At 67.7% G+C, this 21,591-nt stretch carries 17 protein-coding genes; 5 read left to right on the top strand and 12 right to left on the bottom strand.

The window, feature by feature from the left end:
• Positions 1-275 precede the first annotated feature (275 nt).
• The 11 genes from ACE3RX_RS09180 to ACE3RX_RS09130 all read right to left on the bottom strand — a co-directional run bounded on the left by ACE3RX_RS09180 (position 276) and on the right by ACE3RX_RS09130 (position 13,909).
• Complete coding sequence (locus ACE3RX_RS09180; RefSeq protein ID WP_374482590.1) at positions 276-1,049, bottom strand: SDR family oxidoreductase; 774 nt, start codon at positions 1,047-1,049, stop codon at positions 276-278.
• Between the two features lie 19 nt (positions 1,050-1,068).
• The gene (locus ACE3RX_RS09175) at positions 1,069-2,673 is read right to left on the bottom strand and encodes an AMP-binding protein (RefSeq protein WP_374482588.1); all 1,605 of its coding nucleotides are present in this window, start codon (positions 2,671-2,673) and stop codon (positions 1,069-1,071) included.
• A 30-nt stretch (positions 2,674-2,703) separates the two neighbouring features.
• Positions 2,704-3,855, bottom strand: a complete 1,152-nt coding sequence (locus ACE3RX_RS09170; protein ID WP_374482586.1) for a CaiB/BaiF CoA transferase family protein — start codon at positions 3,853-3,855, stop codon at positions 2,704-2,706.
• 33 nt (positions 3,856-3,888) lie between these two features.
• Positions 3,889-4,875, bottom strand: coding sequence for an NAD(P)H-dependent flavin oxidoreductase (locus ACE3RX_RS09165; RefSeq protein ID WP_374482584.1), 987 nt, complete (start codon positions 4,873-4,875; stop codon positions 3,889-3,891).
• A gap of 1 nt (position 4,876) precedes the next feature.
• The gene (locus tag ACE3RX_RS09160; RefSeq protein WP_374482582.1) at positions 4,877-7,060 is read right to left on the bottom strand and encodes a 3-hydroxyacyl-CoA dehydrogenase NAD-binding domain-containing protein; all 2,184 of its coding nucleotides are present in this window, start codon (positions 7,058-7,060) and stop codon (positions 4,877-4,879) included.
• A gap of 16 nt (positions 7,061-7,076) precedes the next feature.
• Complete coding sequence (locus ACE3RX_RS09155; protein ID WP_374482580.1) at positions 7,077-8,285, bottom strand: acetyl-CoA C-acetyltransferase; 1,209 nt, start codon at positions 8,283-8,285, stop codon at positions 7,077-7,079.
• 259 nt (positions 8,286-8,544) lie between these two features.
• On the bottom strand, positions 8,545-9,690 hold the full coding sequence (locus ACE3RX_RS09150) for a helix-turn-helix transcriptional regulator (RefSeq protein ID WP_374482578.1): 1,146 nt from the start codon (positions 9,688-9,690) through the stop codon (positions 8,545-8,547).
• A 114-nt stretch (positions 9,691-9,804) separates the two neighbouring features.
• Positions 9,805-10,749 (bottom strand): electron transfer flavoprotein subunit alpha/FixB family protein, encoded by a 945-nt coding sequence (locus tag ACE3RX_RS09145; RefSeq protein WP_374482576.1) that lies wholly within the window; start codon positions 10,747-10,749, stop codon positions 9,805-9,807.
• Positions 10,750-10,751: 2 nt separating this feature from the next.
• Positions 10,752-11,501: an electron transfer flavoprotein subunit beta/FixA family protein gene (locus ACE3RX_RS09140; protein ID WP_374482574.1), complete on the bottom strand. Its 750-nt coding sequence runs from the start codon at positions 11,499-11,501 to the stop codon at positions 10,752-10,754.
• A 116-nt stretch (positions 11,502-11,617) separates the two neighbouring features.
• Positions 11,618-12,661 (bottom strand): 2Fe-2S iron-sulfur cluster-binding protein, encoded by a 1,044-nt coding sequence (locus ACE3RX_RS09135; protein ID WP_374482572.1) that lies wholly within the window; start codon positions 12,659-12,661, stop codon positions 11,618-11,620.
• A gap of 24 nt (positions 12,662-12,685) precedes the next feature.
• Positions 12,686-13,909 (bottom strand): acyl-CoA dehydrogenase family protein, encoded by a 1,224-nt coding sequence (locus ACE3RX_RS09130; protein ID WP_374482570.1) that lies wholly within the window; start codon positions 13,907-13,909, stop codon positions 12,686-12,688.
• A gap of 315 nt (positions 13,910-14,224) precedes the next feature.
• Here ACE3RX_RS09130 and ACE3RX_RS09125 point away from each other — a divergent pair, with 315 nt between their 5' ends.
• From ACE3RX_RS09125 to ACE3RX_RS09105, 5 genes are all read left to right on the top strand, one after another.
• Positions 14,225-15,229 (top strand): WD40/YVTN/BNR-like repeat-containing protein, encoded by a 1,005-nt coding sequence (locus tag ACE3RX_RS09125; RefSeq protein WP_374482568.1) that lies wholly within the window; start codon positions 14,225-14,227, stop codon positions 15,227-15,229.
• Positions 15,226-17,601: an RND family transporter gene (locus tag ACE3RX_RS09120; protein WP_374482566.1), complete on the top strand. Its 2,376-nt coding sequence runs from the start codon at positions 15,226-15,228 to the stop codon at positions 17,599-17,601. Before ACE3RX_RS09125 ends, ACE3RX_RS09120 begins: the two co-directional genes overlap by 4 nt.
• A gap of 105 nt (positions 17,602-17,706) precedes the next feature.
• Positions 17,707-18,354: a TetR/AcrR family transcriptional regulator gene (locus tag ACE3RX_RS09115; protein WP_374482564.1), complete on the top strand. Its 648-nt coding sequence runs from the start codon at positions 17,707-17,709 to the stop codon at positions 18,352-18,354.
• Positions 18,355-18,403: 49 nt separating this feature from the next.
• Positions 18,404-19,387 carry an MDR family oxidoreductase gene (locus ACE3RX_RS09110; RefSeq protein ID WP_374482562.1) on the top strand — a complete coding sequence of 328 codons (984 nt, stop codon included), beginning with the start codon at positions 18,404-18,406 and terminating at the stop codon, positions 19,385-19,387.
• Positions 19,388-19,423: 36 nt separating this feature from the next.
• A complete protein-coding gene (locus ACE3RX_RS09105) occupies positions 19,424-19,798 on the top strand; it encodes a hemerythrin domain-containing protein (protein WP_374482560.1) in 375 nt (124 codons plus the stop codon).
• Positions 19,799-19,880: 82 nt separating this feature from the next.
• Here the strand turns inward: ACE3RX_RS09105 and ACE3RX_RS09100 are convergent, their stop codons facing one another.
• Positions 19,881-21,581, bottom strand: a complete 1,701-nt coding sequence (locus ACE3RX_RS09100; RefSeq protein ID WP_374482558.1) for a DUF1302 domain-containing protein — start codon at positions 21,579-21,581, stop codon at positions 19,881-19,883.
• Positions 21,582-21,591: the final 10 nt, after the last annotated feature.

The raw sequence follows: 21,591 nt of genomic DNA, 5'->3' as shown, positions 1-21,591 counted from the left end.
AGCCCGCCGGGCCGCCGCCTACGATCAGGACGTCGAATTCCATGGAATCGCGTTCGCCAGTCATCTCCATCCACCCGCTTCTGTGCACGGCGCGTATGCGCCCTTCCGTTTCGTCCCCAGCGGCTTCAAGTTGGATCGCCACGGGGTATCTGCGTGCATTGTCGACGTCGTCACAGCCCCTGCCATCCCTTGCTTGAACTAGTCCGCCCTCTTCCTTCCGGCAATGAAAAATGGCCGACCTCATCGGCCGGCCATCGAAGCGTCAGGGTTGGCGCTCAGAAACGGGCGGAGCGCACCATCGCGTCCATGCCGCCATCGGCAAAGATCACTGCACCGTGGACGAAGCTGGCCTGCGGCGACTGCAGGAAAGCCACCACGTTGGCGATCTCGTCGGGCGTGCCGGCACGGCCGATCGGGGCAACGAAGTTCTTCACCGCCTGGCCGAAGCGCGGATCGTCCAGGGAAGCCTTGTGCAGCGGCGTCTCGACGGCCCCCGGCGCGACGACGTTGAGGCGAATGCCGCGCTTGCCCCACTCGACGGCCTTGCGACGGGCGAAGACGCTCACCGCATACTTCGAGGACGCGTAAGCCACCTCCGGCCGACCAAGCGCATCGGCCGCCGCCAGCGCCTCCGCCTCGTTGCCGCCGAGCATGGCCTCCACCATCGGGGCCTTGTCGGCGCCCGGCTGCACGGAGGCCACCGAGCCGATCAACAGCGCCGCGGGTTGCACGCCCTTGGCCAGCGCGTCGGCAAAGCCATCCACCAGCTCGCTCATGCCGAAATAATTGACGGCAACGATGAGGCTGCTCGACGGCGCGGTGACGCCAAGGCCGGCACAACAGATCAGCCCGTCGAGGACGCCATCGCAGGCAGCCAGCGCGGCCTCCACGGCAGCGCGGCGCCCGGCCGGCGTGGCCAGGTCGGCGATGATGTCGGCGTTCTGGCGGTCGATCCCGATCACCCGCTGGCCGGCAGCCTGCAGCGCGCGGCAGACGGCGGCTCCAATGCCTGAAGCGGAACCCGTAACGATGGTTGTTGGCATGCTCATTCCTTTTCCTGGTTGATCATCAATTTTTCTGGAGAGCCTGCGAAATGGCCTCGAGCCCGGCTTCCAGCTGCTGGCGCGCCCAGCGGTAATCGGCCTTGCCGGCCGGCGAGCGGACGATGCGGTCCACGAACATCAGCGACTTGGGCACCTTATAGCCCGCCAGATGCTGGTGGCAGAACGCCCGCACCGCTTCCGCGTCCGGCGCCGCGCCGTCCCGCAGGCTGATCGCCGCCGACACGCGCTGCCCCCAGACCGGGTCGGGGATGCCCACCACCAGCGCATCCTCGACGCCAGGATAGCGATGCAGCACTTCTTCCACCTCCTCCGGATGGACCTTTTCACCGCCGGTATTTATGCATTGGGAACCGCGCCCGAGCACGACGATGGAGCCATCCGCATCGACGCGGGCCATGTCCCCGGTGTTCACATAGCGCCGGCCCTCGAAGGCGAAGAAGGTCTGCGCCGACTTCTCCGGATCGCCGAAATAGCCCACCGGCACGTGGCCGACCCGCACCAGCAGGCCGCGCTCGCCGGGGCCGACGAGGCGGCTGCGGTCCTCGGCGATCACGGCGATGTCAGGGCGCGGCGCCAGGCGGATGAAGCCTTCCCCTTCCGTCGGCCGGCTGCCGCCGCCCAGCACACCGCCTTCCGATGAACCCATGCTGTCGTTCACCGCCGCGCCGCCCAGCCGCTCGCGCAGTTCGGCCTGCACGTGGGCCGAGAACAGCCCGCCGCCGGAGCCGAAGTTCATCAGCTTGGACAGATCCCAGCGGCCTGGATGGGCCTTCAGCGCGTTGAGCAGTGGCATCGCCATCGCGTCGCCGACGATGGACATGATGTTGGCCTGCTCGCGGGCAGCCAGGTCCCACACTTTCTCGGCGTTGAACTCCACTTCGTCGCGGATCAGCACCGTATGCCCGGCGAAAAGGGACGCCAGCGTGGCCCACTGGGCGGCACCATGGATCAGCGGGGCAACCGGGAAGAAGCGCAACGGGAAGCCGTCGCGGGCTACGTCGCCGAGTTCCTCCGGCCAGCTGACCGGCCCTTCCCGGCGGTAGAAGCCACCGCCACCGAGAGCGCCGAAGAACAGCGCCCGGTGCGGCCACATGACGCCCTTCGGCATGCCGGTGGTGCCACCGGTGTACAGCAGCATGATGTCCTCGTCGCTGCGCTGGGGAAGCACGTAGCTTGTGGGGGCTGCGGCCACTCCAGCCTCGTAGTCGGCGCCGGTGCGCAGCGCCAGTGCAATGCCAGGGAAATCCGGCAGCACGGGTTCGACCACCGCTGCCAGCGGTGCCGAATAGATCAGCGCCTTGAGTTGTGCGTCGGCGTACAGGTAACGCAGTTCGTCCGCCACGTAACGGTAGTTGATGTTCACCGCCAGCGCGCGCAGCTTGCAGGCTGCGAGGAAGCCCTCCAGGTACTCGGGGCCGTTGTAGAGCTGCAGGCCGACCGTGTCGCCGGGGCCGACGCCACGCTGTTGCAGCAGCGCCGCCAGGCGGTTGGCCCGCGCGTCGAGTTCCGCGTAGCTGAGGCGCTGGGCGCCGCAGACGACGGCGGTGCGTTCGGGCACCTGGGCGGCAACGATCTCGAACAGGTCGGCCAAATTGAAAGTGCGTTGCATCTATCGTGTCTCCTTTACTGGTGCCGGCGTTCAGGCAGCCTGGGGGGCGAGGCCGAGTTCCGCGTAGATTGCGGCGTTGTCGGCCCCGAGGGCCGGTGCGGGGCGCGCCTCGTCGAGGCGGTAGCCGCTCATGCGGATCGGAAAGGCGTAGCTCGAATGACGGCCAGCCACCGGATGGATGTCTTCGCGCAGCAGGCCGCGCGCCTGCGCATGGGGATGGGCGACGGCCTCGTCCACCCGCAGCACCGGCGTCACGCAGGCATCCACATCGGCGAATACGGTCTGCCAGTAGGCGAGCGTTTGGCTGCGGATGACTGCGGCGACCTCCGCTCGCGCCTCTGCGCCCTTGGAACCACCCACATGCCCACGGGCGTACAGCTCAGGCCGTTCGATGACGTCGCAGAAGGCGGTCCAGAACTTCGACTCGATGGCACCGACGGCCAGGTGGCGGCCGTCGGCGGTCTCGTACACGCCGTAGCACGCGATGGCGCCGGACAGGTAATCGGCGCCGCGCGGCACCGCCTGGCCGGCACGCTGCCAGGACAGCGTGCTCATGATGTTGTGCACCATCAGGCAGTCGGTCATGGACACATCCACGTGGCAGCCACGCCCGCTGCTGCGCGCGCCCAACAGCGCGGCGAGGATGCCCATCGCCGCCGACAGTGCGCCGCCGGCCAGGTCGGCCACCGGGAAGTTACCCTGTGCCGGCGCACCGCCGGCCGCGCCAGTCTGCTCCAGCACACCGGCAAGGGATTCGTAGTTGATGTCATGCCCGGCGGCCTGGGCCAGCGGACCGTCCTGTCCGTAGCCGCTGATCGAGCAATACACCAGGCGCGGGTTGATCTCCGCGAGCCGCGCATAGCCGATGCCGAGGCGCTCGGCGACACCGGGGCGGAAGCCCTCCACCAGCACGTCGGCCCGCTCGGCCAGCCGATGCAGCACGGCCACGCCCTCCTCCGAGCGCAGGTCGAGGGCCAGTGAACGCTTGTTACGGTTGAGCATCAGGAACATTCCGTTGAATTGCTCTCCGTCGAGCCCGCGGGTCGGGTCGCCGCCGCGGGGCGGCTCGATCTTGATGACCTCGGCGCCCATGTCGGCCAGGTGCAGGGTGCACATGGGGCCGGGCAGCAACTGGGTCAGGTCGAGCACGCGCACCCCGGCGAGGGGTTTGTGCTGAGTCATGTCTCCTCCTTGTTCGTTATGTCTGTTCTTGCCCTAGGCCATAAGGTCTCGGGCGAAGCGGGCCGGCGTGGCGACGGCGGCCGCATACTCCCGGCGCAGGCGCGCCACCAGCTCGGCGACGCTCGGGATGTCGTGGATGGTCCCGATCCCCTGCCCCGCCGACCACACGTCCTTCCACGCTTTGGGCTGGCTGCCGATGGCGGCGAAGAGGTCGTCCTTACCGCCGGTCTGCACGCCCTCCAGCTGCTCAGGGTCGATGCCGGCAGCGCGGACGCTGGCCTTCAGGTAATTGGCGCGGATACCGCTGAAGACCGGCGTATAGACAATGTCGTCCCCCGAATCCCGCACCACCAGCGCCTTGTGGCCGGCCTCGGCGGCGCATTCGCGGGTGGCGATGAAGCGGGTGCCCATGTAGCCCAGGTCGGCCCCCATCACCTCGGCGGCGCGCAGGGCGCGGCCGTCCGACAGCGCGCCGGCCAGCGCGACGGGCCCATCCCAGAACTCGCGCACCTCGGCCAGCAACGCGAAGGGCGAACGGTCGCCCGCGTGCCCGCCGGCCCCGGCGCAGACCAGGATCAGGCCGTCCACACCGCAGGCGATGGCCTTCTTCGCATGAGCCACGCTGATCACGTCGTGGAAGACCAACCCACCGTAGCTATGGACCGCCTGCACCACCGCGTCCGGACGCCCCACTGAGGTGATCACCAGCGGCACCTGGTGCGCCACCACGCGGGCTAGATCCTCCTGCTGGCGCGGATTGGAGCGATGCAGGATCAGGTTGACGCCGAAGGGCGCCGACGGTCGTTCGGGGTGCGTGGCGTCCCAGTCCTCCAGATCCTGGCGGATGCGCGTCAGCCATTCGTCGAGCGCCCCGGCGGGCCGTGCGTTGAGCGTCGGGAAAGTGCCGATCACGCCGGCCTTGCACTGGGCCAGCACCAGCTGGGGGCCGCTGGCGAGGAACATCGGCGAGCCGATCAGCGGTAGCGTCAGCCGGCCGGCGAAGGCTTCTGGGATCGCCATCTCAGCGGGCCGCCGGCGGCACGATGCGGTTCGGCCCGTAGAAGGTCCGTCCTTCCGCCGCCATATCCCGCAACAGCTGCGGAATCGCGTAGCGGTCGGCGGCATAGGTGGCCGCCAAGCGGTCGCATTCCGCCACCACGTGGGCGATGCCGAGGGTATCCATCGCCGCGAAGGGCCCGCCCAGGTAGATCGGGAAACCCACGCCGAAACAGGCGCCGATATCCCCGTCGGCCGGATCGACGAGCACGCCGTCGGCCATGCAGCGGGCCGCGTCGGCAAACTGGGCGAACAGCATCCGCGTCCTGACCTCGTCCACCGTCGGCTGCTCGGCCTCCGGTTTTCTCGGCCAGATCCCGCCGAGACCCGGCCATAGGCGTTTGCTGCCGTCGGCGGCGTAGTCGTAGAAACCCTTGCCGTTCTTGCGGCCGTGGCGCTCGTGGTCGGCCACCAGCGTCGTGATGATGTCCACCGACGAGCCCGGCACGTAGTCCGGCCCGAGGTCATTGGCCTGCTGCTGGGCGCCCTTGTACGCGAGGTCGAGCCCGATCTCGTCGGAGATGCTGAGCGCACCTACCGGGTAGCCGGCCATGCGCGCGGCGTTCTCGATCAGCGCCGGGTTGATGCCTTCGGAGACCATCGTCACGCCCTCGTTGATGAAGGCGCCGATGAAGCGGCTGGTGAAGAAGCCGCGGCTGTCGTTTACCAGGATCGGCGTCTTGCGCAGCTGGGCGACGAAGTCCAGTGCTTCGGCGAGGGCCGCGCCGTCGGTCTGGCGGCCGCGGATCACCTCCACCAGCGGCATGCGCTCCACCGGCGAGAAGAAATGCAGGCCCACCATCTTGTTGGGCCGGCGCGTGGTTTCCGCGAGGCCGGTGATCGGCAGTGCCGACGTGTTGCTGGCCAGCACGGCATCAGCCGGCATCTCCGCCTCCGCGCGGGCGAACACCTCGGCCTTCACGGCGCGATCCTCGAACACGGCCTCGACGACGAGGCTGACGTCTCGCAAGGCCGCATAGTCCGTGGTCGGGTGGATGCGCGCGAGGACGGCCTCGAGCTTGTCGGCGCTCACACGGCCCTTTTCCAGGTCCCTCCGCAGGCGCGTCTCGCTGTAAGCCTTGCCTTTGTCGGCGCTGGCCTGATCCCGGTCGATCAGCACCACGTCGATGCCCGCCTGGGCGGCGACGTAGGCCACCCCGGCGCCCATCAGCCCAGCGCCGAGTACGCCAATCCGCTCATGGCGGCGGGTCGGCACACCGGCGGGGCGGCGCACCAGCTTGTCGGCCTCGCCCTTGTTGATGAACACCGTGCGCACCATGTTGCCGGCCACGGGATCCAGGTTGAGCTTGACGAAGTACTTGCACTCGACCCGCAGCGCCTTGTCCATCGGCAGCTGCATGCCTTCATACAGGCAGGACGTGATTGCCAGCGGCGCCGGCAGGTTGTGGAAGGTGCCGGCCTGCAGGTTGGCCGCGGTGCCCATGAAGAGCTGGGCCAGCTCGGGCTGCAGCGGGCTGTTGCCGCCGGGGATGCGAAAGCCTTTCTTGTCCCAGGGCTGGACGGGGTCGGCAGCCTCACGCAGCCAGCGCTTAGCTTCCGCGAGCAGCTCGGCAGCAGGCACCACAGCGTGGATCAGCCCGGCCTCGCGGGCCTTTTCGGCCTTCAGCTGGCTGCCCTGCAGCAGCAGCGGCAAGGCCTTGGCCACGCCGATCAGGCGCAGGTAACGCTGGGTACCGCCAGCCCCGGGTAGCAGGCCGACGCCGACCTCCGGCAGCCCCACGACGATGCCGCGCGCGTCGGACGCCACCCGGTAATGGCAGGCCAGGCAGATCTCGAAGCCGCCGCCGAGGGCCGCGCCGTTGATGGCTGCCGCCACCGGCTTGCCGCAGGTCTCCATGCGGCGCAGCAGGCTGGAGAAGTCCCAGCACTGCTCGAACAGGGTCGCCGCATTCTGCTTGGTCGTCAGCGCGGCTTCCATGGACTTTAGGTCGGCGCCGGCCACGAAGGAGCTCTTGCCGGAGGTGAGGACGATGCCCTTCACCGCCTCATCGGCCACCGCCTTTTCCAGATTGGCGCGGAAGCTGGCGATGAAGTTGCGGTCCATCACATTGGCCGCGGAGCCGGGCTGGTCGATGGTCAGCGTGCAGATGCCGTCCGCGTCGACGGCGTACTTGAAGTAGTCGATCATGATTTCCGTTCCGTGCTCACACGCGTTCGATGAGGGTCGCCGAGGCCATGCCGGCCGCCTCGCACAGGCTGACGAGGCCGGTGGCCACGTCCTGCCGCTCCATCTCGTCGAGCAGCGTGCCGAGGATCATGGCGCCGGTGGCGCCGAGGGGATGGCCCATCGCGATGGCCCCGCCGTTGACGTTCATCCGTTCGTGGGCAACACCCATCTCGGCCAGGAAAGCCAGCACCACCGAGGAGAAGGCCTCGTTGAGCTCCCACAGGCCCACGTCGCCCGTTGCCATGCGCGCCTTGCGCAGCGCCAGGCGGGCGGCAGCAGCCGGCCCATCGAGCATCAGGGTCGGCTCGGCGCCCACCGTCACCGCGGCGCGGATGCGAGCGCGGGGCTTGAGGCCCAGGCGCTCGCCGACTTCCTTGTTGCCCACCAGTACTGCCGCAGCACCATCGACGATGCCGGAGCTGTTGCCGGCGTGATGGACGTGCTCGATGCGCTCGAACTGCGGGTAGCGCTGCAGCGCGATGCCATCGAAGCCGGCCTTGGCGCCCATCTCGGCAAAGGCCGGCTTGAGGGCGCCGAGGGCTTCCAGCGTCGTATCGCCGCGAACGATCTCGTCTCGCGACAGCAGCGGCAAGCCGAGGATGTCCTTCACCACGACCACCGAGCGGTCGAAGCGCCCTTCCGCCCACGCCTGTGCGGCGCGGCGCTGACTCTCCACCGCGTAGGCGTCGCAGTCCTGGCGACTGAAACCGTACTTGGTCGCCAGGAGGTCAGCGCTGATGCCCTGCATCACGAAATAGGTCTTGAAGGCCACCTGCGGGTCGGTCGCCCAGGCGCCGCCGTCGGCACCCATCGGCACGCGGGACATGCTCTCCACGCCACCACCGATGGCCAGGTCGATCTGGCCGGCGCCGACCTTGGCGGCTGCGAAATTGACCGCTTCCAGGCCCGAGCCGCAATAACGGTTGAGCTGCACGCCCGGCACGCTCTGCGCGTAATCAGCGTTCAACGCGGCAATGCGGGCGATATTGCCGCCCTGCTCGCCCACCGGAACCACGCAGCCCAGGATCACATCCTCCACCAGCGCGCTGTCGAAGCCGCTGCGCGCACGCAGGGCCTGCAGCACCTGGCTGGCCAGGTTGACGGGCGTGACCTCGTGCAGCGCGCCATCCGGCTTGCCCTTGCCGCGGGGCGTGCGCACGTGGTCGTAGATGAAGACATCGGTCATTGAGTGTAATCCCCAGAGAATCCGCCCTTGAGCGGCGACGATTCAGTATCCCAACGAGGGAATTGCACAAACATCGTCCGCCCGGACTAGGGTCAGCGCCCGGCCAACCCCTAAGATCAAGCGGGGCTCCGCCCAGGCTGATCGGACGCCGTACGGCAGACGTGACAAAACCCCACGGCACCCGAAGGGATGCCGCGGGGATCGATGGCGGAACGACAGAAGGCCCGGGCCATATGCGGCCGGCCTGAAGAGCTTGCGATCAGCGGTGGCTAAGGGGCGCCACACTGTTGAGCATGATGCGGACGAGCTCGGTTTGCCGGCGCACGCCGGTTTTCGAGAAGATCGAACGCAGATGGGCGCGGGCGGTGTTGCGCCGGATGTTGAGGGCTTCTGCCGCTTCCTCCAGCGACAGGCCGTTGGCCAGCTCCATCGCCAGCGCGGTCTCCGCCGGGGTGAGGTTGAAAAGCTGCTTGGCCACCGTGGTGCTGGCCAGGGACTTGCCCGCCGCGTCGCGGATATAGACGATGGCCGCCGGCTGGCCCTTCCCTTCCGCCCATTCGCTGGACGGTACCGCCTCCACCACCACGCCGAGATTCACCTGCCCGGACGGACGGGAAATCGAGATCGCTTCGGCGGGCACCAGGCGTTCTCCACCCTGGCGGGAGAAGGCGTTGCGGATGAGTTGCTGCAGGCCGCGGTTGTCGCTGGGGTAAGTGGCCTCCAGGCGGCCACCGACCAGCTTGAGGCCGTCGCCGCTGTCGAGGATTTCCTGGGCAATCAGGTTCTGGTCGAGCACCCGGCCGGTCTCGTCGAGGACGATGGTGGCCACCGACAAGCGGCCGATGGCCTTGGAATACAGGGTGCCGAGGGATTCGCTGCGGTCGAGCAGGTTATGCACTTGCAAGGCCCGCCGCAGGTGCGGGATCAGCGTCTGACACAGGCGCCGTTCCTGCTCGTTGAACGGCAGCGCCCCTTCAGGCCGGGTCAGGCGGAAGCGCAGCTTGCCGGCCTCCGGCGTGGCGATGTCGGCGCCCATCACGTGGAAGACGCCATGGGGCTCGCACCAGTGCTGGTAATAGGCGCTCTGCCGCCACTCGGCCTCGCTCATCAGGTCTTCGACGGTGAACACCTTGTCGGCCGGCTGATTCACGAAGGGGGTCGTGGTGTGCTGGTAGGTGTGATAGACCACCTTGCCGCCAATCCCGCCCGGCAGTTCGCCGACCGAGATCATCAGCCCCACGTCGGTGACGTCGGGCACCCGGAGGATCAGTGTCACGAAATTGGCGGTGAACAGCTCCCGCAGGGCTTCCAGCGCGGTTCCCCAACGCCGGCTGTCAAGGGCCGCATCGTAGAGCCCCCCCACGATGCGGTCGTACACCGCCATATTCAGTTCAATCTCTGCCACGACACCTCTCCTCCGGTCATGCTTTTGTTTTATATATATTTGTTCTGCTGCTTCGCTCTTTCTTTCTGGCATCCCGCGGGGGCCGGCTGGGTACAACCCGGCCCCTGGGGACGCTCAGCTGGCGAGGCTGGCAGTCAGTTGCGGTACTGCTTCAAACAGGTCGCCGACCAGACCGTAGTCGGCAACCTGGAAGATCGGCGCATCCGGATCCTTGTTGATCGCAACGATCACCTTCGAATCCTTCATGCCGGCCAAGTGCTGGATGGCACCGGAGATGCCGACCGCCACATACAGCCCCGGTGCGACAATCTTGCCGGTCTGGCCGACCTGGTAGTCGTTGGGCACATAACCCGCATCAACAGCCGCCCGCGAAGCGCCGAGGGCCGCGCCGAGCCGGTCGGCCAGCGGTGCCAGCACGCGCTGGTAGTTGTCGCCATTGCCCAGCCCGCGCCCGCCCGACACCACGATAGCAGCAGAACCCAGTTCGGGGCGTTCAGATTTGCTGAGCGCCCGGCCCACCAGGCGCGACAGGCCCAGGTCCGCCTCGGCCTGGCCTTCTTCCACCGTTGCGGCGCCGCCCGTTGCGGCCACCGCGTCGAAGGAGGTCGGCCGCACGGTCAGCACCTGCACGGGCTCGTCGGACTCCACCGACACCAGCACGTTGCCGGCGTAGATCGGCCGCACATAACGGCCGACCGCGGTAATCGACACCACGTCGGAAACTTGCGCCACATCCAGCAGCGCCGCCACGCGGGGAGCGAGATTCTTCCCAAAAGCCGATGCCGCCGCAAGCACCGCGCCGTATGACTTTGTACGTACTCGTGCGACCACCAGCGCGGCCAGGTTCTCGGCCAGCTGGTCTTTGTAGGCCGGCGCGTCCACCAGGATCACGCGGGCCACGCCCGCGACAGCCGCAGCCCCATCGGCCACCGCGCGACAATCTTGCCCGGCGACCAGCAGATCCACCTCGCCGCCGAGCCTTGCGGCGGCAGCCAGGACGTTGAGGGTGGCCGGGGCCAGTGCGGCATTGTCGTGTTCGGCAATAACCAGAGTCTTCATGTTCAGATCACCTTGGCTTCGTTCTTCAGGCGGGAGACCAGCTCGGCCACGTCGGCCACGCGGATGCCAGCCTTGCGGGCCTCGGGTTCGGCGTGGCGGGTATGGCGCAGGCGCGGCGCGACGTCCACGCCCAGCGCGCTGGCAGGCTGCACCTCCAGCGGCTTCTTCTTGGCTTTCATGATGTTGGGGAGCGTTGCGTAGCGCGGCTCGTTGAGGCGCAGGTCGGCGGTGACCACCGCCGGCAGTTCCAGCGCCAGGGTCTCCAGGCCGCCGTCCACTTCGCGGGTGACTTCGAGTGTCTGTCCGCTCAGCACCAGCTTCGACGCAAAGGTGGCCTGGCCGCGGCCCATCAATGCGGCGAGGATCTGGCCGGTCTGGTTGGCGTCGTCGTCGATGGCCTGCTTGCCGCAAATCACCAGGTCGGGTTGTTCTTTGTCGGCCACGGCCTTGAGCAGCTTGGCGACCGCCAGCGGCTGCAGTTCGGTGTCGGTCTCCACCAGGATCGCCCGGTCGGCGCCCATCGCCAGCGCGGTGCGCAGGGTTTCCTGGCAGGCGGTCGGCCCGCAGCTCACGGCGACGACCTCGGTCGCCATGCTGGCCTCACGCAGGCGCACGGCCTCTTCCACGGCGATCTCGTCGAAGGGGTTGATGGCCATCTTTACGCCGGCCAGTTCCACACCCGAGCCGTCGCCGCGGACGCGGACCTTCACGTTGTAATCCACTACCCGTTTGACGGGGACCAATATCTTCACGTCGCTTCTCCTTGCTGGGTTTGCCCGGGAGCAGGCGCGGGCCTCTCCCCGGAACCCAGCTTACGGAGCGCGTGGTGGCGCGCCATCGTCCGACAGGACTACGGCCGCCAGTCGCATCAGCCGGGGAAGCGGACGCGGAGCTTGCCGCTCAGCGGAACGGCCTGGCAGCTCAAGGTCCATGAGCGGGCCAGATCCTTGTCGTCGAGGACCTCGTTGTGGCGCAGGTGCACCTCGCCTTCCTGCACCTGGCACATGCACGACGCGCACAGGCCGGCCCGGCAGGAATGAGGCGCCGGCAGACCCGCACGCAGCGCTGCATCGAGCAGGGTTTCGCCGCCGCCGCAGTCGATGGTGTGCGTCACGCCATCCAGCAGCACTTCCAGCTCGGCGCGCTCGACTGCCGGTGGAGCGGCTTCCGCGTCGGCGACCAGCACGGCGCTGTCCTCCTCGTCCGGCAGGGACAGGAAGCGCTCCACGTGGATGCGCTCCTCGGCCAGTCCGGCGTGGACGAGCGCCGTCGCCATCGCATCCATGAACGGCCCCGGGCCGCAGATGAAGGCCTGGGCACCCGGCAGATCACGCCCGAAGGCCGCCAGCTGCGCCACCGACGGCGTGCCCTGCACGGAATCCAGCCAGTGGATCACCTGCAAGCGCTCCGGATGCGCCGCGGCCAGGGCTTTCAGCGCATCGCGGAAGATCACCGAAACCTCGTCGCGGTTAGCGTAGAACAGGCGCACCCGGCCCTGCCCGTTCGCCAGCACCGCGCGCAGGATCGAGAAGACAGGCGTGATGCCACTGCCGCCGGCACACAGCAGGAAGTCTCCCTCCAGCGCCTTGGGGGTGAACACCCCCGCCGGCGCCAGCACTTCAAGGCTGTCGCCCGGCTTGATCCGGTCGCACAGCCAGTTGGAACCCCGCCCGCCGGCCACCCGCTTGACGGTGACCCGCAGGCGGGCGTCCAGCCCCGGCGTGCTGGACATGGAATAGCAGCGCGGCAGGTGCCGCCCACCCACCGGCAGGCGCAGGGTGAGGAACTGCCCCGGCCGGTAGCGGAACTGCTCGGCCAGGTCCGGCGGTACGTCGAAGCTGAAGGAGCAGGCGTCGGCGGTTTCGTCGCTCACCTCGGCGACGGTGAGGCGGTGGTAGCGGGCGGCGTTCATCTCATCCTGCCTTGTCGTTGCCGATCAGACGAAGGCGTCCATGTTCGGCAGGCCGAGCATCACCGCGCCGTGGGCGCGGGCGTAGGCGTCCGAGTTGTTGGCGATGTGGGCGCGGGCCTGGTGGATGTCGCGGAAGATACGTTCGATCGGATTGCTGCGGTAGGTGCCGGACGCCGCACAGGCACGCATCAGCTCGCTGGCCGCTGCCGCGCACAGCTTGGGCACCTGGGATGCCTGGGCGCGCTGCATCAGGCGCTCCTCCACCGGCATGCGCTCGCCGGTCTTGGCGCACTCGACGATGCGGGCGTAGTTGCGGAACAGCACCAGCTTGAGCTGATCGGCGGTCATCATCGCCTCGCAGACCGCCATCTGGGCATTCACGTCCTCGGCGGTCTTGGCGCCGTGCTTGCCCACGTGGGCTGCGGCACGCTCGCGGAAGTGGGTGATTGCACCGTCAAGGGCGCCGAGACAGGCCGACGAAACCGCACGCTGGAAAACCTGGGTGAAGGGGATGCGGTACAGCCAGCCCGGGTTTGTGTCGCGGCCGGGGCAGCCTGCATCGCTGTGGTCATTGGTGCGCTGGGTGCGGTGCTCGGGCACAAAGGCGTTTTCGACGACGATGTCGTGGCTGCCGGTGGCGCGCAGACCCAGCACGTCCCAGTTGTGCTCGACGCGGAAATCCGACTTGGGCAGCAGGAAGGTGGTGTGCTCGAAGCCCTCGCCACCGTCCCGGCGCGGCAGCAGGCCACCGAGGAAGATCCAGTCGCAATGCTCGACGCCGCTGGAGAAACCCCAGCGACCGGAGAAGCGGTAGCCGCCCTCGACCTTCTCGGCCTTGCCGACCGGCATGTAGGTGGAGGCGATCAGCGTGCCGTTGTCCTTGCTCCACACATCCTTCTGGGCCTGTTCGGGGAACAGCGGCAGCTGCCAGTTGTGCACGCCGATCACGCCGTAGATCCACGCGGTGGACATGCAGCCTTCGGCCAGCGCCATCTGCACCCGGTAGAAGACCCGCGGATCCAGCTCGTAGCCGCCCCAGCGACGGGGCTGGAGCACGCGGAACAGCCCGGCTTCGGCCATCTCGCGCACCGACTCGGCCGGCACGATGCCCTTGCTCTCGGCGTCGCGGGCCCGCTCGGCCAGCTTCGGTGCCAGGGCTTTCGCCCGGGCGATCAGCTCGATCGCCTCCGGGGTCATGTAGTCGTTTGCATGCACATCCATCTCCTGCTCCTTCGTCACTGCGTTCATGGGTCTTCCCTCGTCGGTCAAGGCGAACAGCGGAAATGCTGTGGCCAGTCAAACACTTCGATGGGGCCAAGCGTTCCACAGCGGGGAGTGGCGATTCATCGTCTGAATGGACTAACGCTTGAGAGCGCGCAAGCCGGCGGAGTGAAACAGGGAGCCAGCAAGAGAGAAGCCGCACGGTGCCGGCATGCGCGGCGCCCATCCGCACTAAGCCTTTTGGACGATGCCGTGGAAATGCGGGCGCCAATAATTCAACCACTCGACGCAGACAGACGCGCCATCCGAGGCCCCTGGCCCCCAGCCCGAAAGGAGAGACCCGTGCGAACCCACGTTGGCATGGCATTGACCGCGGTCGTCGCGGCCGCCGGCATTTTTGCCTTTTCCCCACGCAGCACGCCCCAGTTCCGCCCGACTGATCTACCGGTGGACAAGATGCAGCTCAACAGCCTCGCACGCACCCAGGCCGGCCTCGTTGCAGCCGGTGAGCTGGGCAAGATCCTGGTCTCCCGGGACGACGGCCGCAGCTGGCAGCCAGCCCACCTGCCCCAGGACCGCCAGGCGGTGATCACCCACATGGTCTTCGCCGGCAACGGCACCGGGCTGGCCCTTGGCCACGAGGGCTGGATCCTGCGCAGCACGGATGGCGGGCGCAGCTGGCAGGAAAGCGCCTTCACCCAGTCCAACGGCGAACCGCTGATGAGCGCCGCCCGCCTGCCAACAGGCGAATGGCTGGCCATCGGTGCCTTCGGCCGGGTGCTGAAGTCCACCGACGACGGCCACAGCTGGACACCCCACGAGATCCCCGGCCTGAGCGACTGGCACCTCAACAGCATCGCCGGCTCGGCTGACGGCCAGCAGTGGCTGATCGCCGGCGAGGCCGGCACCCTGCTCCGCTCCGACGATGGCGGCCGCAACTGGAGCGTCGTACCACCTTTCTACAACGGCTCCATCTACGGCACCGCCGACCTGGGCAGTGGCCGCTGGGTGGCCTACGGCATGCGCGGCAAGGTCTTCCACAGCGAGGACGGAGGCCGCAGCTGGCAGGCCTCCAGCATGCCTGGCCCGATCTCCACCTACGGCCACGCGGTCGGGGCCGACGGCAGCCTGCTGCTGGCCGGCCAGGGCGGCATGGTTCTCGCGAGCCATGACGGCGGGCGCAGTTTCAACATCGTGCGCAAGGAAGGCCGCGCCAGCCTCACCGGCCTGCAGGCCCTGGGCGACGGAAGCTGGCTGCTCAGCAGCGACGGCGGCCTGCAGCGCTACCAACCCACAACCCACGCGGCCGCCGCCACCCGGCCCTCGATTTCCGGAGCCTCCTCATGAGCGCAAGCATGACCCGCACCGATGCCCTGGTGGCCTTTCTGGCCCGAATGCTGATCGTCTGGCGCAGGCCGCTCGGCATCCTCTTCCTGCTGATCACCGTCGGCCTCGGCTTCTCGGCCACGCATACCCGGCTGGACCCCGGCTTCAACAAGCTGATCCCGATGTCCCACCCGTATATGAAGGCCTTCCTGGAGTACTCGGGCGTCTTCTCCGGTGCCAACCGCATCATGCTTAGCGTGCGCTGGAAGGGTGATGGCGACATCTACAACCCGGAGTTCATGCAGGCCCTGCACAAGGTGACCGACGAGGTCTTCTTCACCCCCGGCATCAACCGGGGCGAGGTGCGCTCCCTGTACACCCCGAACGTGCGCTACATCGAGGTCACCGAGGACGGCTTCACCGGCGACGTGGTGATCCCCTCCCATTTTGAGGCGGACGCCGCCGGCCTCGCCCAGGTGCGCGCCAACGTGGCCAAGTCCGGCCAGATCGGCCGCCTCGTGGCCAACGACCTGAAATCGGCGCTGGTTCAGGCCGACCTGCTGGAGATCAACCCCCAGACCGGCCAGAAGCTCGACTACGCCAGCGTCGCCGAGAAGCTCGAAGCCATCCGCACCCGCCACGCCGGCAAGAACATCGACATCCAGATCGTCGGCTTCGCCAAGGTAATGGGCGACGTGATGGCCGGCCTGAGCACCGTGGTGGCCTTCTTCGCCATCGCCTTCGCGGTGACCACGCTGCTGCTGTGGCTGTATTCCCGCTCGATCCGCCTGACCCTGCTGGCCATCACCGTGGCCCTGCTGCCTGTGATCTGGCTGCTCGGCGTGCTGCCGCTGATCGGCTACGGCATCGACCCGATGTCGGTGCTGGTGCCCTTCCTGATCTTCTCCATCGGCGTGTCCCACGCGGTGCAGATGACCAACGCCTGGAAGCAGGACGTGCTCGACGGCCAGACGGCCATGGACGCCGCCGAGGGCGCCTTCCGCAAGCTGGCCATCCCAGGCACCATGGCCCTGCTGGCCAATGCGCTGGGCTTCCTGGTGATCATGCTGATCGACATCCCCATCGTGCGTGAGCTGGGCATCACCGCCTGCCTCGGCGTGGGCATCATGATCATGACCAACAAGATGTTCATGCCCATCGTGCTGAGCCACCTGCGCCTGGAGCGCATGGCCCTCGGCGCGCCCACCGAGCCGGGTGGCCGCCACGGCCTGTGGTGGAAGCTGTCGGCCCTGTCGCTGCCGCGCCCGGCGCTCGCCACCTTCGCGGTGATGCTGGTGCTGCTGGCCGGCGCCACCTGGGAATCCCGCCACCTGCAGACCGGCGACGTGGGCAGCGGCGTGCCGGAGCTGCGCCCCGAGTCCCGCTACAACCGGGACAACGCCCAGATCATCCGCGACTACTCCATCGGGATGGACGTGTTGTCGGTGTATGTGGATACGGAGAACCTCACCGAAGCCTGTCTCGACTGGAAGGTGATGAACGCGGTGGAACGCTTCGACTTCCACATGCGCGGTGTCGAGGGCGTGCAGTCGGTGAGCACCGTGGCCGGGATGGCCAAGCTCTACGCCGCCGGCAACAACGAAGCCAACCCGCGCTGGGCCGGCCTGCAGCGTACCGAAGCGGCCCTGCGCACCGGCGCCGCCCGCGCCGCCAACCCGGAGTTCGGCCTCAATTCGCCCGGCTGCAAGACCATCAACCTGCTGGTGTACCTGAAAGACCACCAGGGCCCGACCCTCGCCCACGTGGTAAGGGAAGTGCGCCGCTTCATCGATGCCGAGACCACGCCGGGCGTCCATTTCCGCCTCGCCGGCGGCAATGCAGGCGTCGCCGCCGCCACCAACGAGGCGGTGGAACAGGCCGAGGTGCAGATGCTGGTGTCGATCTTCGGCGCCATCACGCTGCTGTGCTGGATCACCTTCCGCTCCTGGCGCGCCGTGTTGTGCGTGATCGTGCCGCTGGTACTGGTGACCATCATGTGCAACGCGCTGATGGCCCTGCTCGGCATCGGCCTCAAGGTCGCCACGCTGCCGGTGATCGCACTGGGCGTTGGCGTCGGCGTGGACTACGGCATCTACATCTACGAGCGCCTGCAGCACGAGATGGCCGACCGCGGCTGCGACCTGCGCGAAGCCTTCTACGAGGCCATGCGCCAGCGCGGCACGGCCGCCGTGTTCACCGCGGTGACCATGTCCATCGGCGTCGGAACCTGGGCCTTCTCGGCGCTCAAGTTCCAGGCCGACATGGGCATTCTGCTGGCCTTCATGTTCCTGGTGAATGTGCTCGGCGCGATCTTCCTGCTGCCGGCCCTGGCCGTGTGGCTGGGGGTGGGTGAATTGCGCCAGCGGCGGGCAACGGAGCTGGTTGCACCGTAACGCGAAGCATCAGCTGACCAAGAACGGGGCGTCCCCTGCAACGGGTGGCGCCCCGTTCTTCATCGTAAGCTTGATTTATTGAGACGGTCGGTCTAATTTCTCTCCATGGACCTTCAGCCCCCCGCCTCCAACACCACCCCGCGCCGCCGCGGCCGTCCGCCGAAGAGCGCCAACGGCTTCAGCGAAACCCGCGAGGCGCTGCTGCGTGCGGGCGTCGAGGTGCTGACCGAAAAGGGCTTTTCCGCTACCGGCATCGACCAGATCCTGTCCCGCGTGGGCGTGCCGAAGGGGTCCTTCTATCATTTCTTTTCCAGCAAGGAAGCCTTCGGCAGCGCGCTGATCGAACGCTATGCTGGCTACTTCGCCCGCAAGCTCGACCGCTTCCTGCTCGACGACAGCCAGCCGCCGCTACAGCGCCTGCGCAATTTCGTTGCCGATGCCGGCGGCGGCATGGCGCGCTTCGAGTTCCGCCGTGGCTGCCTGGTCGGCAACCTGGGCCAGGAAACCGCCAGCCTGCCGGACACACTGCGCCAGCAGCTCGCGGCAGTTTTCGCCGACTGGGAAGAACGCGTGGCCGCCTGTCTGGAAGCGGCGCGGTCCGATGGCGCGATCGCCGCCGACGCCGATTGCCAGCGCCTGGCCAACTGTTTCTGGATCGGCTGGGAAGGCGCGGTGCTGCGTGCCAAGCTGGAGGCATCGAGCCGGCCACTGGAAGTCTTTGCCGATTTTTTCTTCGCCGGCCTGCCCCGGTGAATTTTTTGTCTATTAATAGACGATCAGTCTAATTAAACGGAGGGTGACGATGTTCAAGGGAATTCTGATCGAGAAGGATGAGGCCGGTTACCGCGCCACGCTGCGCGACATCGACGAAGCCGGCCTGCCCGACGGCGACGTGACCGTGCGGGTCCAGTACTCCACGCTCAACTATAAGGATGCACTGGCGATCACTGGCCAGAGCCCGGTGGTGCGGCGCTTTCCGATGGTGCCGGGTATCGACCTGGTGGGCGCCGTGGAGGAAAGCCGCCATCCGGGCTATCACGCCGGCGACCTCGTCGTGCTCAACGGCTGGGGCGTTGGTGAGGTGCATTGGGGCGGTCTCGCCGAGAAGGCACGCCTGAAGGGCGACTGGCTGGTTCCGCTGCCGGCCGCCTTCACGCCCAGCCAGGCGATGGCCATCGGCACCGCCGGCTACACCGCCATGTTGTGCGTGATGGCCTTGGAACGCCACGGTGTGACACCGGACCAGGGCGACATCCTGGTCACCGGCGCGGGTGGCGGCGTCGGCAGTGTCGCTGTCGCGTTGCTGTCCAAGCTGGGCTACCGGGTAGTCGCGGTCACCGGCCGCATGGAGGAAGAGCCTTATCTACGCCAGCTCGGCGCCAGTGAAGTGCTGTCCCGCGATGAGTTCAGCGCACCCGGCAAGCCCCTCGCCAAGGAGCGCTGGGCCGGTGCGGTGGACGTGGTCGGCTCCCACGTGCTGGCCAATGTGTGTGCCGGCACCAAGTATGGCGGCACCGTCGCGGCCTGCGGCCTGGCGGGCGGCATGGATCTACCGGCCAGCGTCGCCCCCTTCATTCTGCGCGGCGTGACCCTCGCCGGGGTGGACAGCGTGATGTGCCCCCGTCCGCGCCGCCTCGAGGCCTGGCAGCGCCTCGGCCGCGACCTGGACATCGACAAGCTGGGCCTAATCGCCCACGAGATCGGCCTGAGCGAAGCCATCGGACTGGCACCCGCGATCCTCGCCGGCAAGCTGCGCGGCCGCGTCATCGTCGACATCGCTCGCTGACTCCCTTCATCCAGCCCAACGCCCCGGAGCCGAACCATGTTGCGCGACCCTCGCCTCATCGAACTGTCCCGTGAACACCATGCCGCGCTGCGCCTGGCCAAGCGCCTCGCCGGCGCGGCCGCCGCGGACAGCCTGCCCGCCGTCACGAGTTTCCTGCGCAAGGAAAAGCCCACCCTGCTCCGCCACTTCGGCGATGAGGAGCGGGACCTGCTTCCGCAGCTGCTCGATTTCGGCGAGGCGGCGCTGGCCCGGCGGCTCGTGGACGATCACCGGGAAATGGAAGCCCTGATGGCACAGGATGAGGACCCCCAGGCGCTGGCACGCCTTGGGCGCGTGCTGGGCGAGCATGTCCGCTTCGAGGAGCGGGAGCTCTTCGAAGCCCTCCAGCAGCACTGGGCAGCCCGTTCCTGAATACGCCGCAAACCAAAGCGGAAAAGCCCGCCCGGCTTGCGTCGGGCGGGCTTTGCGCGTCTAGCGGACGGCGACTGCGGGATCAGAAGGAGTACTTCATCACCAGGGACAGCTGGTCCCGGTCGGTGAGCAGGTTGATCTTCTTCTGGTCCACCGTCTCCGCCTTGCCGAAATAGCCCAGGTAGGTCAGGCCGATCTGGAAGTTGCGGTTGTAGGTGAAGTTGGCGCCGATGCTGCCACGGGTATCCCCTTCCCCGCCCACACCACCGGTCAGCGTGCGGCCCTGCAGCTGGCGCGAAAGGCTGATCGGCACCGACAGGTCCCAGCCCTCGAAGACACCGGGGTAGCTCAGGCTGAGCGTGCCGGACACCGCCACACCATGGTTGGTGTTGAAGAAGGGTTTGTCGGAGGTCGGGAAGAAGGCCGCCATCGCGCCCAGTCCTTCCACGCCAGGCGCCTTGATCTTCTCGATGTTGGACACGCCCACGTAGGCGATTTCGGTCGTCAGCGTGGTCGTGTCGGCGAGGATGGTGCGCTCGAAGTTGAAGATCGCGTTCAGGTTGGCCTGCATGATGTCGGCTCGGCTCGGGGTCGGCATCACCGCGCCCGAGGACGGGTTGACCACCGTGCTGACCAGCGTCGGCGCGCCGTGCTTGTACGACAGCTCACCGGCGATCGAGGCGATGCCGACGATGGTGCTGAAGGTTGCGCCGACCAGGCTGATGTTGTCGAAGTAGCGGATCCGATAGGAGCCGTTGCCGATCTGCGTGATACCGCCGAAGGCCGGCTGCAAGGCGGTCGGAATGCCGACGCCCGGCGTGAAAGCGTTGATCACCGGGATCGGCGTGCGGTCGTGGTAGTTCAGGTAATACAGACCCACTTCCGTCTCGTCGCTGACCCGGTAGCGGGTGCCGACGCCCCACTGGGGCGTGTTGCCCGGATTGATATTGTCGCCGCGCTTACCGAAGCTGCAGCCGGAGTAGCCCGCGAACAGGCTGCCGACGGCGGGAATCCGCGAGTACGGCCCCAGGCAGCTGCCGCCCGGCCCGACGGAGTCGCTGGTATTGAGGTAGGAGCCCGGCGCCGGCGCCAGTGTCGGATGGAAACCGAACTGCAGTTGGCCAAGCAGCGACCAGCGCGGACTCACCTCGATCTGTCCGGAGATCTGGTCTTCCGGCAACAGCTGGTCCTTGGTCTCGGTACCGACGATACCGGTCTTGGTTCCGTCCGCCGGCCCCTGGGCCAGGGAGATGCTCGGGAAGAACAGCGCTTCGCCCCACGACACCACATGGCGCCCCAGGCGCACGGTGGCGCGGCTCGAACCCGGCAGGTCGAAGCTGGTGTAGCCGTAGGCGTCCAGCATGCGGGTGTAGCCGCCGTGGTAGAACACCGTCGGGCGGGCAAACTCATCCACCGGGCCGGGTTGGTTGATCGGGCCCTTGTTGTCGTTGCTGTGGTGATAGACGTCGTCGTAGAAGGTGCTGGCCGACATCACGAAGCCCGTGTCGCCCTTCGACACGGTGGCATCGAACAGCAGGCTCAGGCGGTTGGCGGTCAGGCTGCCCTTGTTGAAGTTGTTCTCGCCGTCGTTGCCGCCCGCATTGGCGGCGAGGCGCTTGTCCTGCTCCTGCAGGCGGGTGGACAGCGTGTAGGTGCTATTGACCCGCCAGTCGAGCTTGTAGCCGTTGTCGAAGACGACGCTCTCTCCAGCCAGGGCCGGCGCGGCGAGGCCGACGCCGATCAGGGCTAGCGCCAGGGGGCGCAGGGTGTTGTGTTTTTTCATCTGTGTGTCT

This window comes from Zoogloea sp., assembly GCF_041914405.1.
Lineage (GTDB): Bacteria > Pseudomonadota > Gammaproteobacteria > Burkholderiales > Rhodocyclaceae > Zoogloea.
This window is presented reverse-complemented; position numbering and strand designations above follow the sequence as displayed.

Coding starts and splice junctions, on each gene's coding strand:
- ACE3RX_RS09180 (WP_374482590.1), bottom strand. CDS start 1,049: ATGAGCATGCCAACAACCATCGTTACGGGTTCCGCTTCAGGCATTGGA.
- ACE3RX_RS09175 (WP_374482588.1), bottom strand. CDS start 2,673: ATGCAACGCACTTTCAATTTGGCCGACCTGTTCGAGATCGTTGCCGCC.
- ACE3RX_RS09170 (WP_374482586.1), bottom strand. CDS start 3,855: ATGACTCAGCACAAACCCCTCGCCGGGGTGCGCGTGCTCGACCTGACC.
- ACE3RX_RS09165 (WP_374482584.1), bottom strand. CDS start 4,875: ATGGCGATCCCAGAAGCCTTCGCCGGCCGGCTGACGCTACCGCTGATC.
- ACE3RX_RS09160 (WP_374482582.1), bottom strand. CDS start 7,060: ATGATCGACTACTTCAAGTACGCCGTCGACGCGGACGGCATCTGCACG.
- ACE3RX_RS09155 (WP_374482580.1), bottom strand. CDS start 8,285: ATGACCGATGTCTTCATCTACGACCACGTGCGCACGCCCCGCGGCAAG.
- ACE3RX_RS09145 (WP_374482576.1), bottom strand. CDS start 10,749: ATGAAGACTCTGGTTATTGCCGAACACGACAATGCCGCACTGGCCCCG.
- ACE3RX_RS09135 (WP_374482572.1), bottom strand. CDS start 12,661: ATGAACGCCGCCCGCTACCACCGCCTCACCGTCGCCGAGGTGAGCGAC.
- ACE3RX_RS09130 (WP_374482570.1), bottom strand. CDS start 13,909: ATGAACGCAGTGACGAAGGAGCAGGAGATGGATGTGCATGCAAACGAC.
- ACE3RX_RS09120 (WP_374482566.1), top strand. CDS start 15,226: ATGAGCGCAAGCATGACCCGCACCGATGCCCTGGTGGCCTTTCTGGCC.
- ACE3RX_RS09115 (WP_374482564.1), top strand. CDS start 17,707: ATGGACCTTCAGCCCCCCGCCTCCAACACCACCCCGCGCCGCCGCGGC.
- ACE3RX_RS09110 (WP_374482562.1), top strand. CDS start 18,404: ATGTTCAAGGGAATTCTGATCGAGAAGGATGAGGCCGGTTACCGCGCC.
- ACE3RX_RS09105 (WP_374482560.1), top strand. CDS start 19,424: ATGTTGCGCGACCCTCGCCTCATCGAACTGTCCCGTGAACACCATGCC.
- ACE3RX_RS09100 (WP_374482558.1), bottom strand. CDS start 21,581: ATGAAAAAACACAACACCCTGCGCCCCCTGGCGCTAGCCCTGATCGGC.